This is a genomic window from Nannocystis bainbridge (genome assembly GCF_028368995.1).
GTDB lineage: Bacteria > Myxococcota_A > Polyangia > Nannocystales > Nannocystaceae > Nannocystis > Nannocystis bainbridge.
In genome coordinates this window covers 479,834-501,623 of sequence record NZ_JAQNDL010000005.1, presented here as the reverse complement: position 1 = coordinate 501,623, position 21,790 = coordinate 479,834, and the positions used below count along the sequence as shown (strand labels likewise).

The window sequence follows — 21,790 nt, the reverse complement described above, 5'->3', positions numbered from 1 at the left end:
TCCCGCCCGGCCGTGGCGCTGCTAGAGTCCGCGCGTCATGTCCAAGTTCACGCTAGTCCACGAGATCAATTGCGACGCTGACACCTTCTGGCGAGTGTTCCTCGACCAGGAGTACAACAAGAAGCTCTACCTCGAGGGGCTCGGGTTCAACGCCTACGACATCCTCGAGCAGCACGAGACCGACACGACGGTGACGCGCAAGGTCAAGGGCGCGCCGAAGATGAACCTGCCCGGGCCGATCGCCAAGCTCGTCGGCGCGAACTTCAGCTACGTCGAGGACGGCAAGCTCGACCGCGCGAGCAAGCTCTGGACGTGGAAGGTCACCCCGAGCTCGATGGCCGACAAGGTCCGCAACGAGGGCTCGCTGCGGATCGAGCCGATCGGTGACAACAAGGTGCGCCGAATCGCCGACCTCGTCGTCGAAGCCAAGGTGTTCGGGGTGGGCGGCCTGATCGAGAGCTCGCTCGAGAAGCAGCTGCGCGAGGGCTGGGAGGCGAGCGTGCCGTTTATGCACAAGTGGCTCGCCGAGCACGGCAACGGCTGAAATGCGTCGTGATGACGCGAGGCCGGCGGCGCCTTTGTCACGGCCGCCTCGCGTCGCCCCGGGCTGTGTCAGATTTGTGTCACTCTCGGTGGCGAGGTTTGTTCGGTGAGCGACCAGCTCGGCGATCGCGTCGCGCCGCGCTTGCTGCCGTGCAGGTAAACCTCCGTGGTGCGCGGTAGAGCGTGTCCGCCTCGCCGGGGCCCGGCGAATCCACCTTTTCAGGTGGCGCGTGGTCTGCCGAGGATACGATGTCGCGGTGCGAGCCGATCCCGAGAATTTGCAACTCGAGCGAGACATCATCGACCGCCCCGACGAGCGCCGAGCATGGGTCGCCTACGCCGAGCGGCTGCGATCCCAAGGTGACCCGCGGGGCGAGCTGGGTCTCGTCCAGCTCGCCCTCGAAGAAAACGAGGACGCTGCGCTACGCGAGCAAGAGCGAGCCCTCCTTGCGACGCACGCAGCGGAGCTCACCGGCGCTCTTGCTTCGCTGCGTGACGCCGAGCCCGCGGCGCGCTGCGAGGTGGTCTACCGCGGCGGCTTCTTCCGGACCCTGCGTTTTGCAGGGCCTCCCGAGGTGCTCCGGCTGGTCCTCGCGCATCCATCGGCGCGGCTTCTGGTCTCACTCTCCGTGCAGTACATGCAGGACGACAGGGAGGACTTCGCGCCGCTCGTCGAGGCGCTTTCGGCGGAGCCGCTCGCGGCCCTGCGCGCGCTGTGCATCGGCGGACTGCCCGATCCGCACAGCGACGCGTCGTTCGTCCTGCGCAGTTGCGGCTCGCTGCTGCCGCTGGCCAGGGGGTGTCCCCGCCTGGAGCGGCTCGGCATTCGTTGCCCCTACTTCGTCGCCGCATTCCACCCTGCTCTGCGCATTCTCGATGCGCGCATGGGTGCGGCGCCGCCCTCCGTGCAGTCGCTGACCCGCGCGGAGCTGCCACGACTCACGGAGCTGCACCTCGGCTACGAGACCCGCACCCCGCGACAGCTCTCGGATCGGTGCGAGGAAGCCCTCATCTGGGACGATGCGACCGTGAACGCTCTCGGCAGCGCCGCGGAGCTCGTCGCGCTGCGGCGGCTATGCCTGTGGCCCACGCCGTGGAAGCGTAACTGCCGCGTAGCGACGCGTCTGCGCGCTTCCCAGCTGGCCAGCCGGATCGACCCGCTCGAAGCCTGCAACTGGCGTGACTTCGACGACTACAGCGCGTTCCCGCTGTAGCGCCTCGCGTCTGCCTCTCGCGACCGAATGGTGCGCCTATTCAGGTGGCGTTGCGAGGTTGCGCGCCGATCCTGCTCTCGCGAAGATGGGAGCAGTCGCCCCGCTCCACCCGCCGCCGTCCCCGGCGAATCGCGCCACAGGATCAATCTCTTCTACGAGCCGCGCGCGCGGGCTGTTCAGCGCCGCGGAGCTCGAGCAGCACCTCTACTGCGAGCTGCAGGCGTCGATGGTCCGCGGCGTGTTCCATCGCTTCGTCTACGGCAAGGACGGTCCACGCCCGAGCTTCCGCCCGGCTACTGCGCGTGAGCACCGAGCCAGGGGTCGGTGGGCGGGTTCGTAGACGCGTTTTCGATTGCGTGGGCTTCACCCACATGTGGGCAAACACAGGCTCGTGCGATGACCGCCCCGTCGCACCGACGACCGGTGCGGGCCGCGCGCGCCGGCGGCGTGTTCGCTCGTAATTCGAGGAGCGGCTGTCCAGGTGCCCGCTATCCACGATGCGGAGAAATCGTTGCCTGCGCGCGAATCCTCAAGTCACTGCAGTGAAGCCGTGAATGGGTCGGGGACGATCGGCTGCGACGCGCCCCAGCGGATAGCTTGCTGCGCATGTCTTTATTCCTGGCTTCTACCTTCTCCACGCTCTCCACGCTCGTCGCGCTGGTCGCTGCCGTCGACGCGGCGGGTCCGAGGTTGAATTTCGACGCATCGGCGCTCGAACCCCAGGTGGCGCCCACGCTCGTCCAGGGTGGCGTCGCGGTCGCTCGAGTGCCCGGGCGGGGCGCGCCTTCCTTGATGTGGGTACCGCGCGGGGAGCCGCAGCCGGCGTCGCGCTCGCCGGAGGCTGCCGCGCGCGCGCAGCTGGGGCGCCACGCCGATGCGTATGGGGCGACGCCGCACGTGATCGCCGGGGCACGGACCCTCTTCGTCCACGACACCGGCCGCGGCGGCATCATCGTCGCCCTGCGGCAGACCGTCGCCGGCGTCGACCTGTACCACGGGGACGTCAAGCTGCTGCTCGACCGCGAGCGGCGCCTCGTGGCCATCTCCGGGGCGCTGCACCCCGGTGCGCACCCTGGCGCGGCGCGCCCGTTCGGGTCCACGCCCGCGGCAGCGATCGCTGTCGCGTTGCGCGACCTGCACGGCGAGGGCGTCGCCGTGCCGCTCGTCGAGATCGAGGGGCGGCACCCGTGGCGAAGCTTCGCGGCGGCGAGCAAACCTGAGTCCGCCGCGGGCCAGGGCCTGCGATTCCTCGCGCCAGCGCGAGCGCGGCCGGTCTATTTCCCGCTCGGCGAGGTCCTCGTCGCCGCCTACCTCGTCGAGCTGCAGACCCGGCTCGGGGCCCGCGACGATGTCTTTCAATACGTCGTCGCCGCCGACGACGACCGGCTGTTGATGCGCCACGACGGCACCCATCACGCCCATCAGTATCGAGTGTACGCCGATCCCGGCGATCGTCGGCCGCTCGACGGTCCGCTCGCCGATTTCAACCCCCACCCGACCGGTGTCCCCGGCGTCGTCCCGGACGGCTACTCGGACGCCGCGCTCGTCATGGTCGAGGGCCTCAACACCAACCCCGAGGGCGTCCCCGATCCGTGGCTGCCCGCGAACGCGACCCAGACCGTCGGCAACAACGTCGACGCCTACACCGATTCCCTGGACCCGGACCCGGTCGAGAACCGCTTTCGTGCCACCGTCACGGACCCAGGCGTGTTCGATCGCACCTATGACTTCACGCAGGCGGCCACGGCCAGCGAGGATCAGCTCATGGCCGCGCTGACGCACGCCTTCTACGTCACCAATTGGCAGCACGACTGGTGGTACGACTCGGGCCTGGTCGAGGCGACCGGCAACGCGCAGCTCGACAACTACGGGCGCGGCGGCGAGGACGGCGATCCGATGCTGGTCGAGAACCTGAACGGGTGGCAGAGCGGCCTGCGCAACAACGCCAGCATGTCGTTCACGCTCGACGGCGTGTCGCCGCGCTTGCGGCTGCGCCTGTTCGAGGGGCTCAGCACGCTCGGCGATTTGTCGGTGGAGCCGCTGGGCCTGGCGCTCGACGGGCAGGTCGCCGAGTTCGGGCCCGTGGCCTACGACCTCACCGCGCCGCTGGTCCTCTGCGACGATGGTGTCGGCGCGAGCACCAGCGACGGCTGCGAGGCGCCGGTCAACGACGTGAAGGGCAAGATCGTCCTCGTCGACCGGGGCGAGTGCGCCTTCGAGACCCAGGTCCATCGCGCCCGGACCGCCGGCGCGGTCGGGGTGCTGATCGCCGACGACGTCGCGGCCGCCGAGCCGCTGGTGCCCATCGAAGATCCCTCGATCATGAACCCCACCATCCCGACCGTCGGCATCACCCTCGCCGACGGTGACGCCCTCAAGGCTGCGCTCGCGGGCCCCGAGCTCACCGTGCACATGGCCGCGGAGCAGGGCCCCACCCGCGATGCCGGCCTCGATTCGCTGATGATCGCGCACGAGTTCGGCCACTTCTTGCATGTTCGCCTCGTCGAGTGCGGCAGCCGGACCTGCCTGGCCGAGAGCGAGGGTTGGGGCGACTTCAACGCGATGTTGATGAGCGTCCGCGAGGGCGACGACCTCCACGGGACCCTCAACTACGCGCCCTGGGCCTCGATCGACCCGACCCAGTTCTTCAACGGGCGCCAGTACGTCTATTCGACCGACTTCGCCATCAACCCGCTGACGTTCCGCCACATCGGCGACGACGTGCTCCTGCCCGAGGGTCCGCTGTTCAGCCCGAACGGCTACCCCAACAGTCAGCAGCACAACGCCGGGCAGGTGTGGGCGGAGATGCTGTGGGACAGCTACGTCGCGCTGCAGGAGCTCCACGCCGACGACCTCGGCTTCGAGGCCGTCCGACGCAGGATGTCGGACTACGTCGTCGCCGGCATGATGCTCGCGCCGTTCGAGCCGACCTTCACCGAGCAGCGAGACGCGATTCTCATGGCGATCGCCGCCACCAGCGAGGCCGACATGCTCGCCGTCGCCGCGGCCTTCGCCGACCGCGGCGCGGGCAGCTGCGCCGAGTCACCGCCCAAGTTCTCGACGACCCTCGAGCACGTGGTCGAGGACTACGAGCTGCGCGGCCGCGGCGTGCTGCTCGGCGCGACCCTCGACGACAGCATCCTCTCGTGCGACGAGGACGGCATCCTCGACGACGGCGAGATCGGTCGCCTCGCGTTCGAGGTCTACAACGGCGGCACCGTCCCGCTCGCCGGCGCGACGGTCGAGATCGTCGATCCGCCGCCGGGCCTGGTGTTCCCCGACGGGCCCGTGTTCGCCCTGCCCGAGCTCGGGCCGCAGCAGGCCGGCACGGGGGCGATCCCCGTGGCGCTGGACGCCGGCATGACCGAGCCCACGCCCGTGGCGCTGCGCGTGCGACTGACGACGCCCGGCGGGTGCGAGTCGCCGGCCGAGCAGCTCTTGCATGCGACGGTGCAGGCCGACGCAGCGCTCACCGGCGCGAGCGAGGACGACGTCGAGGTAGCCGCTGCCTGGACGCTCACCGGCGACGACGGCTCGCTGGTGTGGGCACGCGAGTCCGGGCCCGACAGCCACGTCTGGCACGGCAGGGACCGCGGCGCGCCGACCGACGCCGCCCTCGTCTCGCCGGCCTTCACCGTCGCCGAAGACCAGGACTTCACACTGGCCTTCGACCACGCGTACGCCTTCGACGCCTACGGCGGCTACGCATGGGACGGCGGCGTCATCGAGCTGTCCGACGACGACGGCGAGACCTGGCAAGACGCTACCAAGGTCGTCGGCGACATCGGATACAACGGCACGATCGTCGCCAGCGATAATCCGCTCGTGAAGCGCTACGCCTTCGTCAAGACCAGCCCGGATTACCCGAAGATGAACCCCGTCGTCCTCGACTTCGGCACGATGCTGGCCGGCCTGACCATGCGCATTCGCTTCCGGCTCGCCACCGATACGGTCCTCAGCGCCCCCGGGTGGACGCTCGACAACTTCCGCTTCGAGGGGATCGTCGACGCTCCCTTCCCGCGGTGGGTCGACGATGCCGCCGTCTGCATGCCCAATCCGGACGAGCCCACGACGGGCGGTCCCGCCGACCCGACCACCGGCCCCGACGAGCCGACCGGTACTTCGAGCGACGAGTCCGACTCCGGAGGCATGAGCGCGGGCGCGGAGACCGGCTGCGGCTGCGTCGCCGATCCCCGCGGCGGCTGGCTCGCGGGGCTGGCACTGCCCCTCCTGGCGTTGCGCCGGCGCCGTCGCGCCGTTTGAAGCGCTGCCGCGCGGGGACGCGGGCGATGGCGCCGTCGCGGCCGGTCGCAGGCCCCAGGCGCGGCGAGAAATCGCCGCGGCCCGAGCGGGCGTCAAGAGCCTCTGCGGAGGGAGCAAGAACGCGGGCCGCAACATCCAGTGAAGCCCCAGCATCGCAGACCTACGAGCCTCTCAAAAGCGGTCAGTTCCCGGCAGCCCGACCGCCTGCGCCGACACTGGCACGTCGACATCGGGTACATCGATCTCGCTGCAGCTTCTATTTGTGCACTCGCAAAGGCCACGCCTCGATCCCGTGGGTCCGGGCGTCGCGGCGTAACCACCCGGCGACGAGGGACCCCCCGAGACATCAGCCAGGCGTCGGTGGGCGGGTTCGTGGACGTGTTTTCGATCAGGCGCGCACGCGGCGGAAGAACGCGCGCACGTCGGCGACGTAAAGGTCGGGCTGCTCGAGCGCGGCGAAGGTGCCGCCGCGCTCGAACTCGGTCCAGTGCACGACGTGGTTGTCGCGCTCGGCGAAGCGGCGGATCGGAGCGATGATGTCGCGCGGGAACACGGCGACGCCGATTGGCAGCGTCGCCCGCTGCACGGCCGAGAGGTCGGCGTCGTCGGGGGTGTCGGGGGTCTCGAGGAACGAGCGCGCCGCGGAGCCCGCGGTGTTGGTCAGCCAGTACAGCGTGACGTTGGTCAGGATCGCGTCGCGGTCGATCGCGTCCTCGGGTGAGTCGCGGCAGTCGGTCCACTCCTTGAGCACGCCGACGATCCAGACGAGCAGGCCGACCGGCGAGTCCGCGAGCGCGTACGCGAGCGACTGTGGGCGAGTCGACTGGATCTTCTTGTAGCCGTAGAGCTCGCGCAGGTAGTAGTCGGCGCCGGCGAGCCGCCGCTGCTCGGCGGGCGAGAGGCCCTCGAGCTCGGCCGGGTCACCCGACGGCCAGGTGATGAAGCCGTTGGCGTGCAGGCCGACGACGGCGGGGTCGAGGAGGCCGAGCTCGCGGGAGATCCACGTGCCCCAGTCGCCGCCCTGGGCGCCGTAGCGCGCGTAGCCGAGGCGTCGCATCAGCTCGGACCAGGCGCGAGCGATCCGGACGGCGCCCCACCCGGGCTCGTGCGTCGGGCCGGACAGGCCATAGCCCGGCAGCGAGGGGATGACGAGGTGGAACGCGTCCCCTGGATCGCCGCCATGGGCGCGAGGGTCAGTGAGCGGGCCGATGACTTCGAGGTACTCGACGACGTTGCTCGGCCAGCCGTGGGTGACGATCAGCGGCAGCGCGTCCGGCTCGGGCGAGCGCACGTGCAGGAAGTGGATCGTCTGGCCGTCGATGGTGGTGGTGTACTGCGGGTGCGCGTTGAGCCGCGCCTCGTGCCGGCGCCAGTCGTAGGTGGTGCGCCAGTAGGTCGCCAGCCCGCGCAGGTACTCCGGCGGAGGGCCGAGGGACCAACCGACGTCGGGCAGGGCGTCGGGCCAGCTGGGCCTCGGCCCGCTGTACTGCGGGCCGGAGTGCGCACGGGAGCAGCGGAGGGCGTCGCTTCGGCTCGCGGGACGCCGCTACCAACAATCCGCCGTGGGCGCGAGGCGGCACGCGGAGCGGCAGCGGCGGTACCGCGAAGGCCGGCGGCGGAGAGTGACGCATCAGGGTCTTCCCGCAAGCGACGGCGTCGGCAGGCTCCGGGGTGACGCGACCGAGGTCACCGCGGAGGTGCTCGGTGCGCGCGGGATCGAGGAAACACATGATGCGAAGAACATGGCGTTCGGAACTTGTCCTGAAGGACAGCGAGCCAGGCTGAACGTGACATCGAGATCGAGGCGCCTGCTGTCGGCGGACCTGTCGACGCGTACAGCGGCAACGTCGCTTTCAAGCCGCAGTGAACATGTGGAAATCGCCCGGCCCCGACGTTGGTCGGGTTTTCTTCGCTGCGGAGCTGCGCCATACCTGAGGAGCTGCGCGGCCGGGACCGTCGCGCCGACAGTGTCCCGCACGAAAGAGAAATAACATGACCGACTCGTACCCCGCCGAAAGAACCGCGCTCCTGTTCGTCGATCCGTACAACGACTTCCTCTCGGAGGGCGGGAAGGTCTGGCCGCGTCTCCGCGACGTGGCCGAGAAGGTCGGCCTGCTCGACAATTTGCGGGCGGTGGTCGCGGCGGTCCGTGCCGCGAAGATCCGCGTTTTCATCGTCCCGCACCGCCGCTGGGAGCCGGGCGACCTCGAGAGCTGGCAGCGCGCGAACCCGTACCAGCAGAACGCCGCCCGCACGCAGGTGTTCGCCAGGGGCAGCTGGGGCGGCGAGTGGCACCCCGACTTCGCGCCGCAGCCGGGCGACATCGTCGTCAAGGAGCACTGGGGCTCGAGCGGGTTCGCCAACACCGACCTCGACATGCTGCTGAAGCAGCACGGCATCGCGCGGGTGATCGCGGTCGGCCTCATCGCCAACACGTGCATCGAATGCACGAGCCGGTTCGCGGTCGAGCTCGGCTACCACGTGACCCTCGTCAAGGACGCGACCGCGGCGATGTCCGAGGAGGCGATGCGCGCGGCCCACGAGATCAACGGGCCGACGTACGCCCACGCGATCGTCACGACACAGGAGCTCGTGGCCTCGCTGCCCGCGCGCTGAGCGAGCCTGGCGGCTTTTTGGCGTGGGGCTGGGCCTGGTCGGGGCGGGAGAGCATCGGGGGCGTGATGGTGACGCGGTTCGGTGCCGGCGACGGGACCTCCCGAGTCGGGACCTGCGAGATGAGCAGGGTCAGCAGCGAGTCGCGGGCATTGAGCCCCATCGGGTCCTGCAGCGAGATTTGCTGGGTCCCCTTGTTGCTCAGGGTGAGCTCGAGCCGGAACAAGTCGCGGGCCGAGAAGCTCGGCGCTGTCCAGCGAGCGGCGCCCGCGAGCACCTTGCGGGGGCTGGCGAACGCCACGACCGCAAGTGGCGGCCGGGGGCGCCGCTGCCGGCGGTGCGCCCGGGCGACGCGGGGCCGCTCGAGGCGGCCGGGAGCTGAGGTGATGCGAGACGACCGGGGCAAGGGTTCGCTGCGCTGGCGCAGCTCTCGTGGTCGGCGGCGGGCTTCTACCTGCTGGTCCACGCGCTGTGCCTCGGGGTGGTCGTCACCGGGCTGTCGTGGCCGGCGTTCGCGCTGTTCGCCGCCTGCTTCGCGGCGCGGATGTTCGCGCTGACGGTCAGTTCCACCGCTACTTCGCCCACCGCGCGTTCAAGACGTCGCGGCCGTTCCAGTTCCTGCTGGCGCTGCTCGGCAGCACGACCCTGCAGGCGGGGTGATCTGGTGGGCCGAGACGCACCGCCGCCACCACCGCAACGCCGACACCAGCCGCCACCTGCACTCGCCGCATTACCAGGGGCTCTTCTATTCGCATTACCTGTGGTTCCTCGACCGCCGCCACCGCGTGACCCACCTCGAGGCGATCCCGGACCTGGCGCGTCAGGCCGAGCTCGCTGCACAGTAATCATCGCAGTCGATATCGCCGTCGCGACCACGACGCATCGTCGGGCTCCCGCGTCGCGCTGGCGGTCAGTCGCGCCAGGCGACGCGCATCGGCATCGTGGCCAGCTCTTGCGGCAGGTAGCGGCGCAGCGCCGGGGCCGAGCCGCGCCATATGACGGTCAGTCGGCCGACGTCGGGCTCGAGGACCAGGGTGTGCAGGACCGGCTCGACCGGGCTGACCGTGCCGTCACGAGCGTCGACCGCGAGCGCGGGTGCGAACGGGACCGTGAGCTCCCAGCGCGGCCGCTGCGGGTGGATGTGCACGAGCGCCACCGGCTCGCCGCCGCGCAGGTGCGGCAGCTGCAAGGGGAGCGAGGCGCCGCTCGCGGCCTCGAAGGGGAAGTTCGCCAGCGTCTTGCCGTCGCCGGGGGCGAGCTCGGGCGGGACGAGCTGGCGGACGACCTCGGCCGGCGGCGACGTGAAGCGCTTGCAGATCGGGACCACGCCGAAGAAGGCGCAGCGCGGGTACCAGCCGTAGTCGATCCAGTCGGTGCCCTGGGGCAGCGGCATGCGGTACCACGCCTTGAAGTCGCCGACGGTGAGGCGAGTCGGGCTCAACAGGTCGGTGGGATCCTCGAGCTGCGGCAGCGCGAGCCGGTCGACGGCGTCGCGCGTGGCCTCGATCAGGTAGCCGCGGCCGCACGGGTTGCGCGGGTACAGGTACGGCGAGGCGGCGTCGATCTGCGGCGCGGTCATGCCGGCCCAGCGCGGGTCGTGGCGCAGCGGGTTGCCGTGGGTCGCCTCGTAGGTGGCGTCGCGCCCGCCGTAGGCGTGGGTGTAACGCAGCGGGACGCGCTCGATCGGCGTCGGCTCGGAGACGACGATCCGCCCGGTGCGGTCGAGGGTGCAGCGGCGCTCGCCGAACACCGAGAGGCGGTGCGAGCGGCCGGCGACCGTCACCTCGGCGGTCAGCCGCGTGGCCTTGCCATCGCCGTGGACGTGGCCGCGTACGACGAGGTCGGTGCGCAGCTTGTGGGTGAAGAGGTCCATGTCGGCGACCAGCCGCTCGGGGTCGGCGGGGTCCCACTCGGGCGTCGGTCGCAGGCCGGGCTGCGCGGGCGCGGGCGCGAGACGGCCGGCGCCGTCGACCTCGTAGGTGCGCCGGGCGAGGAGCGTCAGCGTCCACTCGCCGTCAGGGCGCGGCGCCGACAGCTGGACGGCGGTGTCGCAGGGGGCGGAAAGCACATGTCCCATCGGTCAGCCGTCCTGCTCGTCGCGCGGGGCGCCGAACTCCTCGATGCCGCTCAAGGGCAAGAGGTCCGCCACGAACTGCTGCGGGATCGCCATCGGCACCTCGAGCAGCAGCTCGATCAGGGCGTCGTAGCCGACGTCGCGGTAGATCTCCCACAGGCTCGGGCCCTTGTCGGGGACGCGGTGGTCGCCGAGCGTCGGGCGGCCCGTCGGGCGCTGCTGCGGGTTCGGCTTGCCGGGCTTCCAGACGTGCGGAGGCGGCCTGCTCGGCCCCGCAGGCGTCCGCGGGCGCGCCGGCGGGGAGCGGTGCGCGGCGAGCGTCGGGGCGCCGGCGGGGCGTGCCATGGGCGTCTTGCCGGGGGGCCGTGGGCCTGTGGCCGGGCCCGCCGCGGGGCCGGTGCGGCGCTGGGCGCCGAGCTGCGGGGAGGCCTTGCCGGCGGCCTCGCTCGCGGTCTTCGCCGACGCGCCGCCGGCGACGTCGGCGGCGGACTTCGAGGCCAGCTTGGCCGTCAGCTTGTCGCTGATCGGACCGATGACGTGTTTTCTGAGCGCGGGGCCGAGGACATCGGCGAGCTTGTCGGTCGCGGCCTCGAAGGCGAAGTCGACGCCGTAGCTGACGACGCCGAACAGGATGTCCAAGGGCGTCATGCCTGTGAAGTGGGTCGTCGGGCAGATCACGATCCCGGAGGGGATCGGGCCGACGTGCCAGCAGTTGGCGTTGATGTTGATCCCCATCGCCAGCGCGGCCGCGACCGGCATCGCCTCGGCGGCGTACGTCGACGGGCCGAAGTACGAGATCGACGAGCTGAACAGCACGTCGATCGGGGTCAGCTTGCTCGCCGGGCCGATGTGCGGGATCCCCGGGCCGATGTCGGTGCCGCGCTGCATCGTCATGCCGGCCAGGGTCAGGCACGAGGGCGCCATCATCGGCGTCAGCGGCTGGAGGCCGTGCAGCAGCATGATCGTGAGGTACGGCTTGGGGCCGATCGGCTTGGGCGCGGGCGGCGGCCAGCAGATGTGCAGGTCGATGCCGAGCATCACGTCGAAGTGCTTCATCACAGCGAACACGGCGCGCTCCTCACTCGGGTTCGACCAGCCCGAGCATGCAGCTGCGCCGCTGGTGGGGCGTCAGCCGGTAGGCGAAGGAATAGCGGTAGGTGACGAAGACGCGGCGGGCGTCGGCCTCGACGCCGATCTGGTCGATCGCGGGGGTGCGCTCGCCGATGTCGTCGCCGACCTCGACGCGCACGCGGAGGTCGTTGGCGGGGAGCACGAACGCGAGCGGGCCGTCCTCGCGCACGCCGGTGATCACGACGCGGTCGCCGGGCACGGCGCGCGGCGCGATCATCCTGGGGAAGGCGTCGTTGAAGAATTCGGGCCGGAGCCGGCGGATCTGCCGGCCCTCGTCGTCGAGCTCGACGCCGCGACGCACCCGCGGGCCGAAGTGCTGCGGGCACGCGCCGGCGCCGACCGGCTCGGGGCGGTCGTCCCACGCGCGGATCGGGGAGTCGGGGTCCTCGAGCTCGGGCAGCGGGCCGCCGCGGGCGCGCGACTCCTCGAGGTAGAAGCCCTTGCCGTCGGGGTTGTCGACGTACGGGACTTCGAGGCCGTCCCACCTGTCCTTGCCGCCATACGCGCGCGCGAGCGTCAGCGGGACCTCGCGCACCGGCTCGGGGGCGCCGGGGACGAGGCCGGCGCGGCCGGGCTGCCACACGCGCGGCCCATAGGCGACCAGCCGGGCGCGCCACTGCGGGCCGACCTCGACGGCGACGTCGATGCTCGGCACCGGTCGGCCGCCGGCGGCGCGGGCGGACCCGAAGACCATGACGTCGACGCCGCCGCGGACGTACCGCTGGTCGCCCGGCAGCGGACCATACGGGCTGTCCCATGGGCCAGGCGAGACCGGCCAGGTCTGCTCGGCCGCGGGGCGCAGGCGGCCGTCGACGACGTCGTAGGTGACGCGCAGCATGGCGCAGGCGAGCATGCGCCGCTCCTCGATGCAGCCGCGGTGCAGGTGGGCCGGGTACGGCGTGTAGTTGAAGAGCCTCATCGCCGGATGACTAGGCGTACCGGTCCCGATCCAGCTCGAGGAGATTCTCGGGGATCTGGATCCCGTCGCCGCCGGAGATAGGCGCGAGCTCGAGGAACTTCGCGGCCTCCGCGTTGAGCTTGTTGCTGACCGCCTTCTGCCGCAGCATGATGTTGCAGCCCGCGTCGTCGAGCTCCTCGCGTTGCTTCTCCAGCCGTTTGAGCGTGGCATCGTCCTTGTTGAACTTGCCCTGCTGCCGCATCTTCGCCTTCCGCTGCGAGATCTGCGCCTGGAGCTTGCTCGCCTCGGCGTTGCCGGCCGTCCACTCGATGTCCAGCGCGGTGATCTCTCGCCGCATTGCTCTGGCCCGCTCTCTGAATTCCTTGGCCTCGCCGGCGTTCGGGTTCTCGCGCCACTGGACGCGATAGACGGTCGTCGCGCCGAATTGGCCGTCGACGTGCACGACGAGGCCGCCGTCGCGGGCGGCGACCGCGTGGGGCGCCACGGCGACCCCGTTCGAGGTGATCACGTGAAAATCGACGAGGTCGTCGGACTCCTCGGCCGCGATGGCCTTGTAGTGATCGCGGCAGATCTCGACGGCGTACGTGTGGCCGCCGGCCTTGAAGCGCGTCGACTCGTTCGGCCGCGGGTACCACACCTCGTTCGCAGCCATGGCGTCCTGCTCGTGCTGCTTGCTGACCACGCGCAGGTCCCCGGCGTGGGCGACCAGCGCCTCGTTGCGGACGAAGAACTTCCCGTCGCCGATGGGCTCGCCGTAATAGACGGTGCCGGGGATGATCAGCCAGTCGGGGTACTTGTTGCTGATCGCCGTGACCCGCGCGGCGATGCGCTTGAACTCCGCCGTCGAGTAGGGGGCGCCGGCGCTGCGGCGGAACATCCACTCGGGCGCGACGTACAGCTTCTGCACCGACTGGTTGCTCGACACCGCGGAGAAGTGGGCGCGGTCGGCCGCCGCGTCGGCTTCGGCTTCGGCGAGGCACTTGTCGAGGTAGTCGCACACCGCGTCGGGGTCTTCTCCGTGCAAGGTGAGGGCGTGGGCTTCGCGGAGCGAGTGATAGGCCTCTCGGAGCTGCGCCAGTCGCTGGTCGACATCCTTGGTGGCGTCGGCCTCGGCGAGCGCGCCGTCGGCCCACTTCAGGGTCGATCCATGCAGGTCCTCCAGCCCCGAGATCGGCCGCCTTCCGTGCAGGGCTTCGCGGATCTTGAAGAGGCGCTGGTGGGCCTCCGCGAGCACGCCCGTGCGCATTCTGAGGTTGAGGCTCGGCATCACCTCGAAAGACGTGGCGACGAAGTCGAGGTCGCTCCGCGTCGGTCCGGTGACGTCGTCGGGGTCCTGGAGGGCGTTCGTGACGAGCTCGTTGCGGTGAGCCGTTCCCTCGCCTTTCGCCTTTGTATTGATGCCCGCGGTCGCCAGCCGGATGTGGCGCTTGTCCGGGCGGTCGGGGTTCGGCCACGGCTTCGGCGGGAGCTTTTGCGGCGGGGGCGGGAGCGGGTCGACGACCGTCGGGGCCTGCTGCGATGGGTCGCCGAGGAGCGGGTCGGATGTGGTGGTGGTGGTGGTGGTGGTGGGGAGGAGGACGGTCGGGGGCTGTCGTGATGGATTCGAACCGTCGACGGTCGGGTCGGGGGACGTGGTAGTCGCCGAGCTGGAGGTCGTGGAGTCGGAGCTGCTCGTCGTGGAGTTGGAATCCGTGGGGCTCGAGGTGTTCGAGGCCGAACTGGGGTTCGAGTTCGAGGAGCTGGAGGTGCTCGTCGTCGAGTTGGAGCTGGAGCTCGTGGTGGTCGCGCTGGGGGCGGGGGTTCGCGCGAAGGTGATCAGCGCACCGCCGCCTCCCACCGTCTGTCCCATCGACCAGCTCTGGGCGCGAGCGCGGGGGGCCGGAGGGCCGGCGGGGACGGTGACGGTCGTCCCGGCGCCGACCAGCGGGGGCAGGGTTCCGCCGCCGGGCGGAGGCGCGAGCGACGGCGAGGAGGTCGGCGCGCCGAGCGGTTGCGTCGGCGGGGGGCGGTTGGGGTCGAACGCGGACATCGACGACGCGCGCGGGCGGGTCGGGATGTCGGTGCTGGGGACGTCGACGACGACCGTGGAGGAGGAGGTGTTGACCGAGGTGTCGATTCTGCTGGGCACGGGTCCTCCGGTCGATGCTCAGAACAGGCCGCCACCCATCGCCGCCATGTTGACGGTGACGAGTGAGCCGTTGATGGAGACGGTGCCCCCGGTGGAGATGTCGATGCCGCCGGGGTAGAGGGTGATCGCCGAGCCGCCGGCGGTCAGGGTGATGGTCGCCGCCGAGATCGTCACGGCGCCGGCGGCGATCACCGAGTCGTTGCCGCCGACGGCTGCATAGCGCTCGCCGCCGACGATCAGGTAGTGGTTGGCCCCGACGTTGACGACCGCGTCGGTGCCGATCGTGGCCTGGACGCTCATGCCGACGTCGCAGGTGATGTTGCCGAGCACGGTGGTGCGCTGGTCGAGGCCGACCTCGAGGGTGCGCAGGCCCTGGATCTGCACGTGCTGGTCGCCGCCGACGGCCAGCGCGTTGTCGGCGGCTGCGGCGGTCAGGATGTGGCCGTACACGCTGATGGTCTGGTCGCCGCCGACGACGGTGTCCTGGCCGCCGGTGACGGTGGTGGTCTGGTTGGCGTCGATGACGGTGGTCTGGTCGCCGCCGATCGTGGTGGTCTGGTGCTGGCCGACCGTCATCGTCTCGTTGTTGCCGACGGACGCGGTGCGGTCGACGCCGACGGCCTCGGTTTGATTGTTGGCGACGGTCAGGTGGTCGTCGCGGCCGACATCGCGGGTGGCGTCGCGCAGGACGTCGGTGTTCATGTCGAGCTGGGCGTGGACGTAGATCTCCTCGGCGCCCTTGGCGTCCTCGAAGCGCAGCTCGTTGAAGCCGCCGCCGCCGGGGCTCGAGTCCGACTTGATCGTGCTCTTGGTCTTCTCGTCCGGCAGCGGGTACGGCGGGCCGCGGGTGCCGTCGTAGATCCGTCCGGTGATGATCGGTCGATCGGGGTCGCCCTCGATGAACTCGACCAACACCTCGTGACCGATCCGCGGGATGAACATCGAGCCGTAGGCGGGGCCGGCCCACGCCTGGCTGACGCGCACCCAGCACGAGCTCAGCTCGCTGTACCGGCCGCTGCGGTCCCAGTGAAACTGCACCTTCACGCGGCCTTGCGGGTCGACGTAGATCTCCTCGCCGGCGGGGCCGACGACGGTGGCGACCTGCACGCCGCGGATCGTCGGCCGCGGCGTGAGACGCGGCGGGCGGTACGGCGTGGCCACCGGGACCGCCACGAAGTCGTTGTCGTACACCAGCTCGGCGTCGGCATAGACGATCCGCGGCTGCTCGCCGCGGTGGACCGCGCGCAGGACGTGGTACTCGCCGTCGAGCTCGCCGCGGAGGTGGCCCTCGAGCGTGAAGGCGTGGCCGGGGACGAGCCGCGGGCAGTCGCTGGTGCCGGTGGCGACGACCCCGGGCACGCGCGCCTCTTCGAGGCGGATCTTCGCCTGCGCCGTCGCGTGGGCCGGCGCGCGCGCGCCGATCGGGGCGTCGTACAGCTCGAGCCGGCCGGCGCCCTGGCGCGCCTCGATGTCCTGCGAGGCGTGCAGATCGTAGTCGCGGACGGCCGTGGCGTCGGAGGTGATCTGCTGGCCGAGCGAGAACTTGCGGACGTGCTCGCCGCCGCGGACCTGCTCGTCGATGCGGAAGGGCAGCTTCGGGTCGCCCTCGATCTTGGCGTGACCGGTGTGGATGTCCGACAGCACGAGGGTGTGGTTCTCGGCGCCGTGCTCGAAGTAGAAGGCGATCCCGTCCTCCTCCATCAAACGGCGGACGAAGGCGAGGTCGCTCTCGCGGTATTGCACGCAGAAGTCGCGCGGCGCGTACGAGGCCGCGAGGCGTGGCTGGTGCTGGATGCCCGATTCGTCGAGGATCGCCGTCACGATCTCCGGGGTCGACATGTGCTGGAAGATCCGGCTGTTGGTGCGCAGCTTGAGGCGCCACAGCTCGGGGACGAGGGTGACTCTGTACAGCGAGCGCGGCGGCATCTCGCCGACGTATTCGGCGCGGCAGATCAGGCCGTGGAGCTCACGCGGGGCGCGGTCGATGCCGGCCAGCCGCAGCCGCGCGAGCGAGCCGACCAACTCGTCGACGCTGACGAAGCGCGAGGTGACCTCGATCTGGAACTCGTACAGCTCCGAGACCGCCTCGACGCCGGAGAAGCGGATCACGAAGTACTGGTTCACCGAGCCCTCGACCTCGAAGCGGGCCGAGTTGCCCCCGATCATCTTCGCTACCAGCAGCTCTGATTCCACCGCATCCCCCCGTCCTCGTCGCCGAGGAGGCCCGGGCGCCACCCTAGCAAGCGCGTCCGCGCTCAACAAGGCGAGCGCCGACGATCGGGATCGGAGCGCGCGAGGCGGACCTCTGTCCACGCGTCAGCGGACGCGCGATCCCCGGATGTCGCGGATGCGCGACTTCCACGAGCGAGACAGGCGGTCGCAGCGCGTGGCCGTGTGCGCGGCGCCGAGGTCGCGGGAGACACATGTCCTTTGAGACATTCAGTACACAAGGGGAACGAAATCGCCCGTGAAGGGGCCACTCCCACCGCGATCGGAGCATTTCGATTCACCCGATGGAGTTCTCCGCCACGCGGGCACCTGTCGTGGAGAACGGGCGTCCGTGCATTCTCACGGATGGACAATGTGGACGGACGGCATGTCCATGGCGAGGACGCCGCGCACATGGTCCTTCGGGGTCTGCGCGTTGTCCCCCGTGTCGAGGAGCAGGACCGCCCGGTGCTCGGCTGGCGACAGGAAAGCCGAGGTCGAGACGGCGAACCGCACCGACTCGCCTGGCGCGAGCGTGAGGCGCGAACCTGGCGGCTTTTTGGCGTGGGGCTGGGCCTGGTCGGGTCGGGAGAGCATCGGGGGCGTGATGGTGACGCGGTTCGGTGTCGGCGACGGGAACTCCCGGGTCGGCACCTGCGAGATGAGCAGGGTCAGCAGCGAGCCGCGGGCATCGAGCCCCATCGGGTCCTGCAGCGAGATTTGCTGGGTCCCCTTGTTGCTCAGGGTGAGCTCGAGCTGGAACAAGTCGCGGGCCGAGAAGCTCGGCGCTGTCCAGCGAGCGGCGCCCGCGAGCACCTTGAGTGGGCTGGAGAACGCCTCGTCGACCATTTTGTGAAACGCGTCCATGATCGGCAGGACCTCGGTGGGCACTGCGTCGATCGCCCACATCACCGAGCGCTTGGGGCCTTCCCAAGCGCCTGCCATCATGAACACGTGCGGCTGCTCCGGCCGCAGGGCCTTGAGCCGCGGCAAGTCCCAGACCCCAGCCTGCTCGACCATGGCGCGGAAGTCGAGCGCTCGCTGGGGAGGGAACTCGTGGACGTAGGAGCCGATCTCGGGGCGGCCGCGGATCACACCCGGCGTCCAGAAATGGAAGCTGCCGTCGGCGTCGAGCGATGCGCCGAGCTCGCCGCGCGAGTAGCTGGGGATCGATTGGTGAAGTTTGAAAGGCCAGAGGAGATCGGTCATGGGGATACCCTTTTAAACCCGTACCGTGCGCACCGCGCCGACGACGGGGCTCGCCGCCGAGAACATCTTGCGGAAGGTCTCCACGTGCCGCGGGAACACGGTCCTGCCGTCGTTCATGATGCTGTTGGGGGCCCCGACCCAATGACCGCCGGTCTGGCAGGCGCCGCCCTTGTATTCATCGTAGCAGCCGATGAGGTGACCGAACTCGTGCGCTCGCACGTAGCCGTTGGCTTCGCCGAGCTCCGTCCACCACGTGTGCGAGTACCACCAGAGATCCGGCTTGCCCCAATTCTTCGCCCGCGGCGCGCCCTCGAACAGATCGACCTCGCCGTGGGCCGCGCCCTGCTTGGCGAAGATCCGCAGCGGATACTTGCAGCAGCCTATGAGGCTGCAGTCGCAGCGGTGCTCTCGCTTGCAGTCGACGCGGTGAAAGTAGAACTTGCGGTCCCACACCGCCTCGATCTCCTGCGCCCACGCGCGCCATGTCAGCGGACTTACCGGCGCCTGTCCCGAGCGGAGGTTGAAGTCCAGCTCGCGGCGCACGATCATCCAGCCGTCGGCGATAGCGATGTCGAAGGCGACCTCCCACGCGTAGTGTTCGCCATTCTTGATCCACTTCTGGAGCGTGTCGTCGAAGACGAACTTCCACGCCCAATGCGTGGCTGCGTGGATCGTCTGCTTCGCCTGCGCGGGAGGGTTCTGGAATTCCAGGGCGTTGCTGCTCTTCTGCGCGCCCTTGAGCGTCTCCTGGGCCGCGACCGCCGGGATGTTCTCGCGGAACTTGAAGCGCCAGCGCGAGATCCACGGCACCTCGGCCTTGTTGCCGTGGACCTCGACGGCGAGCCCCTCCATCGTCGTCCATCGGCTCGGATCGGTGCGTCGCGCCCAGACCTGGACGGGCTGGCCGTCCTTGGCGTTCTGGGTCGCCACGTGCAGCGTGACGGGGTCTCCGCAGCACAGCTTCGTCGTGGACCAGCGCAACTCGACGACCTCGACCTTGTCGGGATCGAGGCCGGTCGCCGCGCCGCTCGGCTGGCTGATGATGCCGGTCGCGTTCGGAGCGGCGCCGGCGTTCTGGACCATCACGTCGGTGAAGCGGACCACCGGCTGGTTCTCGACCTTGACGTCGAGCGAGTAGCTCCGCGGCTTCGCCCGGCCCTTCGTCTTGCCCGAGATGATTCCGCCGAGCGAGCCCGGCTCGTTGCCGGCGCTGCTCGAGAACGTGCTCGACTTGAGCGCGGGCGGCTGACCGTCGATGCGGGTCCGCTTGCCGCCCTTCGCCACGTCGCGGGAGAGCGCGGTGTTGGCATACGGCAGCGGCACCGGCCCGCTCGGCGTCGGCGTCTTGCACACGTCGGGCGCCGCGACGCTCGTCCCGCCGCTCTGCTTGTGAACGACGGTGAGGTTGTTGATGATGACCGTGGCGGGCATGCGTGGTTCTCAGGGGGGCATGAGCGCGACGATGGCCCGCTCGCCGGTGTCGTTCATGGCGCCGACCAGGATACCTCCCGGGCCGGCGTAGCGGCGGGCGAACGCCTGGGTCGCCCACCCGACCGCGAGGGGGACGAAGGCCGCGCCGACGTCGCCGATGCCCTCGACGGGGTGCCAGAGCGCCCAATCCTCCGGCAGCGAGCCGAGCGCCCGGGGCTCGACGAGGGCCCACTCGCGCGGCCGCCAGCGCTCGCCCGTGTGGTCGACGATGATCGTGTGATACGCGGCGCCCGGGTCCGCCGCGAGGGCGCCCTGCAGCGCGCGTGCGAGCGCCTCGGCCTGCGAGGGGCGCATGGGCGTCCAGCCGGTCGGCTCCTGCTCGAGCGCCAGGGCGGCGATCGTGGCGAGCGCGGGAGCCTGACGGCGACGGGCGGTCTCCGCCGTCTCGATCACCAGCGCTGCGGCGGCCTCGCCCGGGATGATGCCGCTGGAGCGATCGGCGGTGAGCAGGCGGCCGTCGCCCAGGAGTTCGTCGAGGTAGACGCTGTCCAAATACGACTCGAAGCCGGCGACCACCGCGGCGTCGAGTTCGCCCTTCGCCACGGCCTCGGACGCGTGGGCCAACGCGAGCGCGCCGCCGACGTGCGCCTGCTCGACGTAGTGAACGAGGTCGTTGCCCGCGAGCTCGGCCCAGAGGTCGCCGACATACGCGCGAAAGTTGGCGAGTCGTTCGGGCAATACCCCGGGGCGGGTCGGCGACGGCGTCGAGAAGAACAGCCCCACGCGGCGCCGGTGCCACGTATACGCATAAAGCCCAGCCTGCCAGAGCGCCTCGTGGATCGCCGGTGAGACGATCGGGACCGCCTTCTCGACCCACGGCGCGTCCTTCCGCTCGGCGGCGACGGCCCCGACGTTCAGGGGCTCGCCGGCGAAGCCGAAGTGCGGCCAGGCTGCCAGGCGCGAGATGCCGGCCCGGAGCGCCCCACACGTGCCGGGCGCGTTGGTCCCCACCGGCGTGCGCATGCCCGCCCCGGTCACGACCAGGCGTTCGTCAGACACTCGGTCCTCCCGCGGAGTCGACAAGCACCCAGGCGAGCTCGTCGAATCGCTCGTGCACCGACAAACTCGCGCGCCACGTCAGGTCGAGGCGGCGCGCCTCGGCGTCGACGTGCAGGGTGTCGAGGGCGGTCGGCAAGGCGCGCCGGTGTTTTCCGTCGTGGACGATCACCTGCACGTGCATCGAAGGCAGGCGAAACGTCAACCACGCGCCGCCTGGCTGGGCTCCGCGGATCTCGACCTCCTCGTCGCCCCGCAACATCGTCGGGTAGACCTGATCGGGCGGCGCGACCTGGGCCGCGCGCGGATCGCCATCGAGCGGGGGCAGCGGCAGACGCGTGCGCTGCCACGCCGCATCGAAGGTGCCGTGGAGGCTCCGCCGCGGCTGCCAGTGCGGGGCGATCGGGCCGAAGGCTCGCGGCGGTGGGCGATCGCCGGGCGCCTCGAGGCGGTGATGCGGGTGTTCGAGGTTGGGCAACGGCGCTCCGGCCTGGCAACCGACGAGACCGACGCCGACCGGGTTCTCGGCGCACTCCAGCGGCGGCCGTGCGTCGAGGTCGGCGCCACCGAACGCGCGCTCGTAGATCAGCGGCATCGTCTCGAACGGCTGCGGAGCAGCAGGACGGAGCCCGGTGACGCCGCGCGTCCATGTGCGGTCGCCGAAGACCAGCGCATCCTTGGACCAGGCACCGACGCGAAAGCTGACGTGTCCCATGGTGCCGCCGGGCTCGGAGGGGTAGGCGTTGCCCGACAGGAGCAGATCCGGGAGCGGCTTGGCGAGCACGACCTCGCCGGCCGCGACGAGGCTCGAGGCGGTGGGGTCCCCGCGATAGCGATCGGCGAGCACCAGCTCGGCGTCGGCGCTCACGAGCTTCCCGGCCTCGATGCGGAAGCTCGCCTTGGCGAGGACCAGCAGGCGCTCTTCGCCATTGGCGTCGAGCAGCAGTTGCGTGTGGACCTGGCAGGACGTCCGGTTGGTGAGGGTAAACACCCACAGCGAA

Annotated in this window: 17 protein-coding genes and 1 pseudogene; 7 read left to right on the top strand and 11 right to left on the bottom strand. The window is 70.6% G+C overall.

The window, feature by feature from the left end:
- Positions 1-37: 37 nt before the first annotated feature.
- The 3 genes from POL25_RS42325 to POL25_RS42315 all read left to right on the top strand — a co-directional run bounded on the left by POL25_RS42325 (position 38) and on the right by POL25_RS42315 (position 6,020).
- Positions 38-544, top strand: coding sequence for a DUF2505 domain-containing protein (locus tag POL25_RS42325; RefSeq protein WP_272092140.1), 507 nt, complete (start codon positions 38-40; stop codon positions 542-544).
- Between the two features lie 256 nt (positions 545-800).
- A complete protein-coding gene (locus tag POL25_RS42320; RefSeq protein WP_272092139.1) occupies positions 801-1,757 on the top strand; it encodes a hypothetical protein in 957 nt (318 codons plus the stop codon).
- Between the two features lie 897 nt (positions 1,758-2,654).
- A complete protein-coding gene (locus POL25_RS42315) occupies positions 2,655-6,020 on the top strand; it encodes a M36 family metallopeptidase (RefSeq protein WP_272092138.1) in 3,366 nt (1,121 codons plus the stop codon).
- A 388-nt stretch (positions 6,021-6,408) separates the two neighbouring features.
- Here the strand turns inward: POL25_RS42315 and POL25_RS42310 are convergent.
- Positions 6,409-7,476 (bottom strand): annotated as a pseudogene (locus POL25_RS42310) (epoxide hydrolase family protein); the annotation flags it as partial.
- 536 nt (positions 7,477-8,012) lie between these two features.
- On the opposite strand from POL25_RS42310, the gene POL25_RS42305 reads away from it, so the two are divergent.
- Positions 8,013-8,636, top strand: a complete 624-nt coding sequence (locus tag POL25_RS42305) for a cysteine hydrolase family protein (protein ID WP_272092137.1) — start codon at positions 8,013-8,015, stop codon at positions 8,634-8,636.
- Here the strand turns inward: POL25_RS42305 and POL25_RS42300 are convergent.
- On the bottom strand, positions 8,596-8,934 hold the full coding sequence (locus POL25_RS42300) for a hypothetical protein (protein WP_272092136.1): 339 nt from the start codon (positions 8,932-8,934) through the stop codon (positions 8,596-8,598). The genes POL25_RS42305 and POL25_RS42300 overlap by 41 nt on opposite strands.
- A 200-nt stretch (positions 8,935-9,134) precedes the next feature.
- On the opposite strand from POL25_RS42300, the gene POL25_RS42295 reads away from it, so the two are divergent.
- Both POL25_RS42295 and POL25_RS42290 read left to right on the top strand, forming a co-directional pair.
- A complete protein-coding gene (locus POL25_RS42295) occupies positions 9,135-9,293 on the top strand; it encodes a hypothetical protein (RefSeq protein WP_272092135.1) in 159 nt (52 codons plus the stop codon).
- Positions 9,290-9,478, top strand: a complete 189-nt coding sequence (locus tag POL25_RS42290) for a hypothetical protein (protein ID WP_272092134.1) — start codon at positions 9,290-9,292, stop codon at positions 9,476-9,478. The genes POL25_RS42295 and POL25_RS42290 overlap by 4 nt, the downstream gene beginning before the upstream one ends.
- Before the next feature lie 65 nt (positions 9,479-9,543).
- Here POL25_RS42290 and POL25_RS42285 read toward each other — a convergent pair whose 3' ends face one another.
- The 4 genes from POL25_RS42285 to POL25_RS42270 are packed head-to-tail and all read right to left on the bottom strand — an operon-like array spanning position 9,544 to position 14,003.
- Positions 9,544-10,701 (bottom strand): DUF2169 family type VI secretion system accessory protein, encoded by a 1,158-nt coding sequence (locus POL25_RS42285; RefSeq protein ID WP_272092133.1) that lies wholly within the window; start codon positions 10,699-10,701, stop codon positions 9,544-9,546.
- Positions 10,702-10,713: 12 nt separating this feature from the next.
- Complete coding sequence (locus POL25_RS42280) at positions 10,714-11,775, bottom strand: hypothetical protein (RefSeq protein WP_272092131.1); 1,062 nt, start codon at positions 11,773-11,775, stop codon at positions 10,714-10,716.
- Positions 11,776-11,785: 10 nt separating this feature from the next.
- On the bottom strand, positions 11,786-12,757 hold the full coding sequence (locus tag POL25_RS42275; RefSeq protein ID WP_272092130.1) for a DUF2169 family type VI secretion system accessory protein: 972 nt from the start codon (positions 12,755-12,757) through the stop codon (positions 11,786-11,788).
- A gap of 10 nt (positions 12,758-12,767) precedes the next feature.
- Positions 12,768-14,003, bottom strand: a complete 1,236-nt coding sequence (locus POL25_RS42270) for a hypothetical protein (protein ID WP_272092129.1) — start codon at positions 14,001-14,003, stop codon at positions 12,768-12,770.
- Between the two features lie 151 nt (positions 14,004-14,154).
- Between POL25_RS42270 and POL25_RS42265 the strand changes: the two genes are divergently transcribed.
- Positions 14,155-15,003 (top strand): hypothetical protein, encoded by an 849-nt coding sequence (locus POL25_RS42265; RefSeq protein ID WP_272092128.1) that lies wholly within the window; start codon positions 14,155-14,157, stop codon positions 15,001-15,003.
- On the opposite strand, the gene POL25_RS42260 is transcribed toward POL25_RS42265, so the two are convergent.
- From POL25_RS42260 to POL25_RS42240, 5 genes are all read right to left on the bottom strand, one after another.
- Positions 14,904-17,078, bottom strand: coding sequence for a type VI secretion system Vgr family protein (locus tag POL25_RS42260; RefSeq protein ID WP_272092127.1), 2,175 nt, complete (start codon positions 17,076-17,078; stop codon positions 14,904-14,906). The genes POL25_RS42265 and POL25_RS42260 overlap by 100 nt on opposite strands.
- Before the next feature lie 375 nt (positions 17,079-17,453).
- Positions 17,454-18,302, bottom strand: coding sequence for a hypothetical protein (locus POL25_RS42255; RefSeq protein ID WP_272092126.1), 849 nt, complete (start codon positions 18,300-18,302; stop codon positions 17,454-17,456).
- A 12-nt stretch (positions 18,303-18,314) separates the two neighbouring features.
- Positions 18,315-19,733: a DUF4150 domain-containing protein gene (locus POL25_RS42250; RefSeq protein WP_272092125.1), complete on the bottom strand. Its 1,419-nt coding sequence runs from the start codon at positions 19,731-19,733 to the stop codon at positions 18,315-18,317.
- 9 nt (positions 19,734-19,742) lie between these two features.
- On the bottom strand, positions 19,743-20,792 hold the full coding sequence (locus POL25_RS42245; protein ID WP_272092124.1) for a 3-oxoacyl-ACP synthase: 1,050 nt from the start codon (positions 20,790-20,792) through the stop codon (positions 19,743-19,745).
- On the bottom strand, positions 20,785-21,780 hold the full coding sequence (locus tag POL25_RS42240) for a DUF2169 family type VI secretion system accessory protein (protein ID WP_272092123.1): 996 nt from the start codon (positions 21,778-21,780) through the stop codon (positions 20,785-20,787). Before POL25_RS42240 ends, POL25_RS42245 begins: the two co-directional genes overlap by 8 nt.
- Between the last annotated feature and the right edge of the window lie 10 nt (positions 21,781-21,790).

What these genes read in the sequence shown, in the direction of transcription:
- POL25_RS42325 (WP_272092140.1), top strand. Translation starts at nt 38, where the DNA reads ATGTCCAAGTTCACGCTAGTCCACGAGATCAATTGCGACGCTGACACC.
- POL25_RS42305 (WP_272092137.1), top strand. Translation starts at nt 8,013, where the DNA reads ATGACCGACTCGTACCCCGCCGAAAGAACCGCGCTCCTGTTCGTCGAT.
- POL25_RS42275 (WP_272092130.1), bottom strand. Translation starts at nt 12,757, where the DNA reads ATGAGGCTCTTCAACTACACGCCGTACCCGGCCCACCTGCACCGCGGC.
- POL25_RS42270 (WP_272092129.1), bottom strand. Translation starts at nt 14,003, where the DNA reads ATGCGCACGGGCGTGCTCGCGGAGGCCCACCAGCGCCTCTTCAAGATC.
- POL25_RS42265 (WP_272092128.1), top strand. Translation starts at nt 14,155, where the DNA reads ATGCCCGCGGTCGCCAGCCGGATGTGGCGCTTGTCCGGGCGGTCGGGG.
- POL25_RS42255 (WP_272092126.1), bottom strand. Translation starts at nt 18,302, where the DNA reads ATGACCGATCTCCTCTGGCCTTTCAAACTTCACCAATCGATCCCCAGC.
- POL25_RS42250 (WP_272092125.1), bottom strand. Translation starts at nt 19,733, where the DNA reads ATGCCCGCCACGGTCATCATCAACAACCTCACCGTCGTTCACAAGCAG.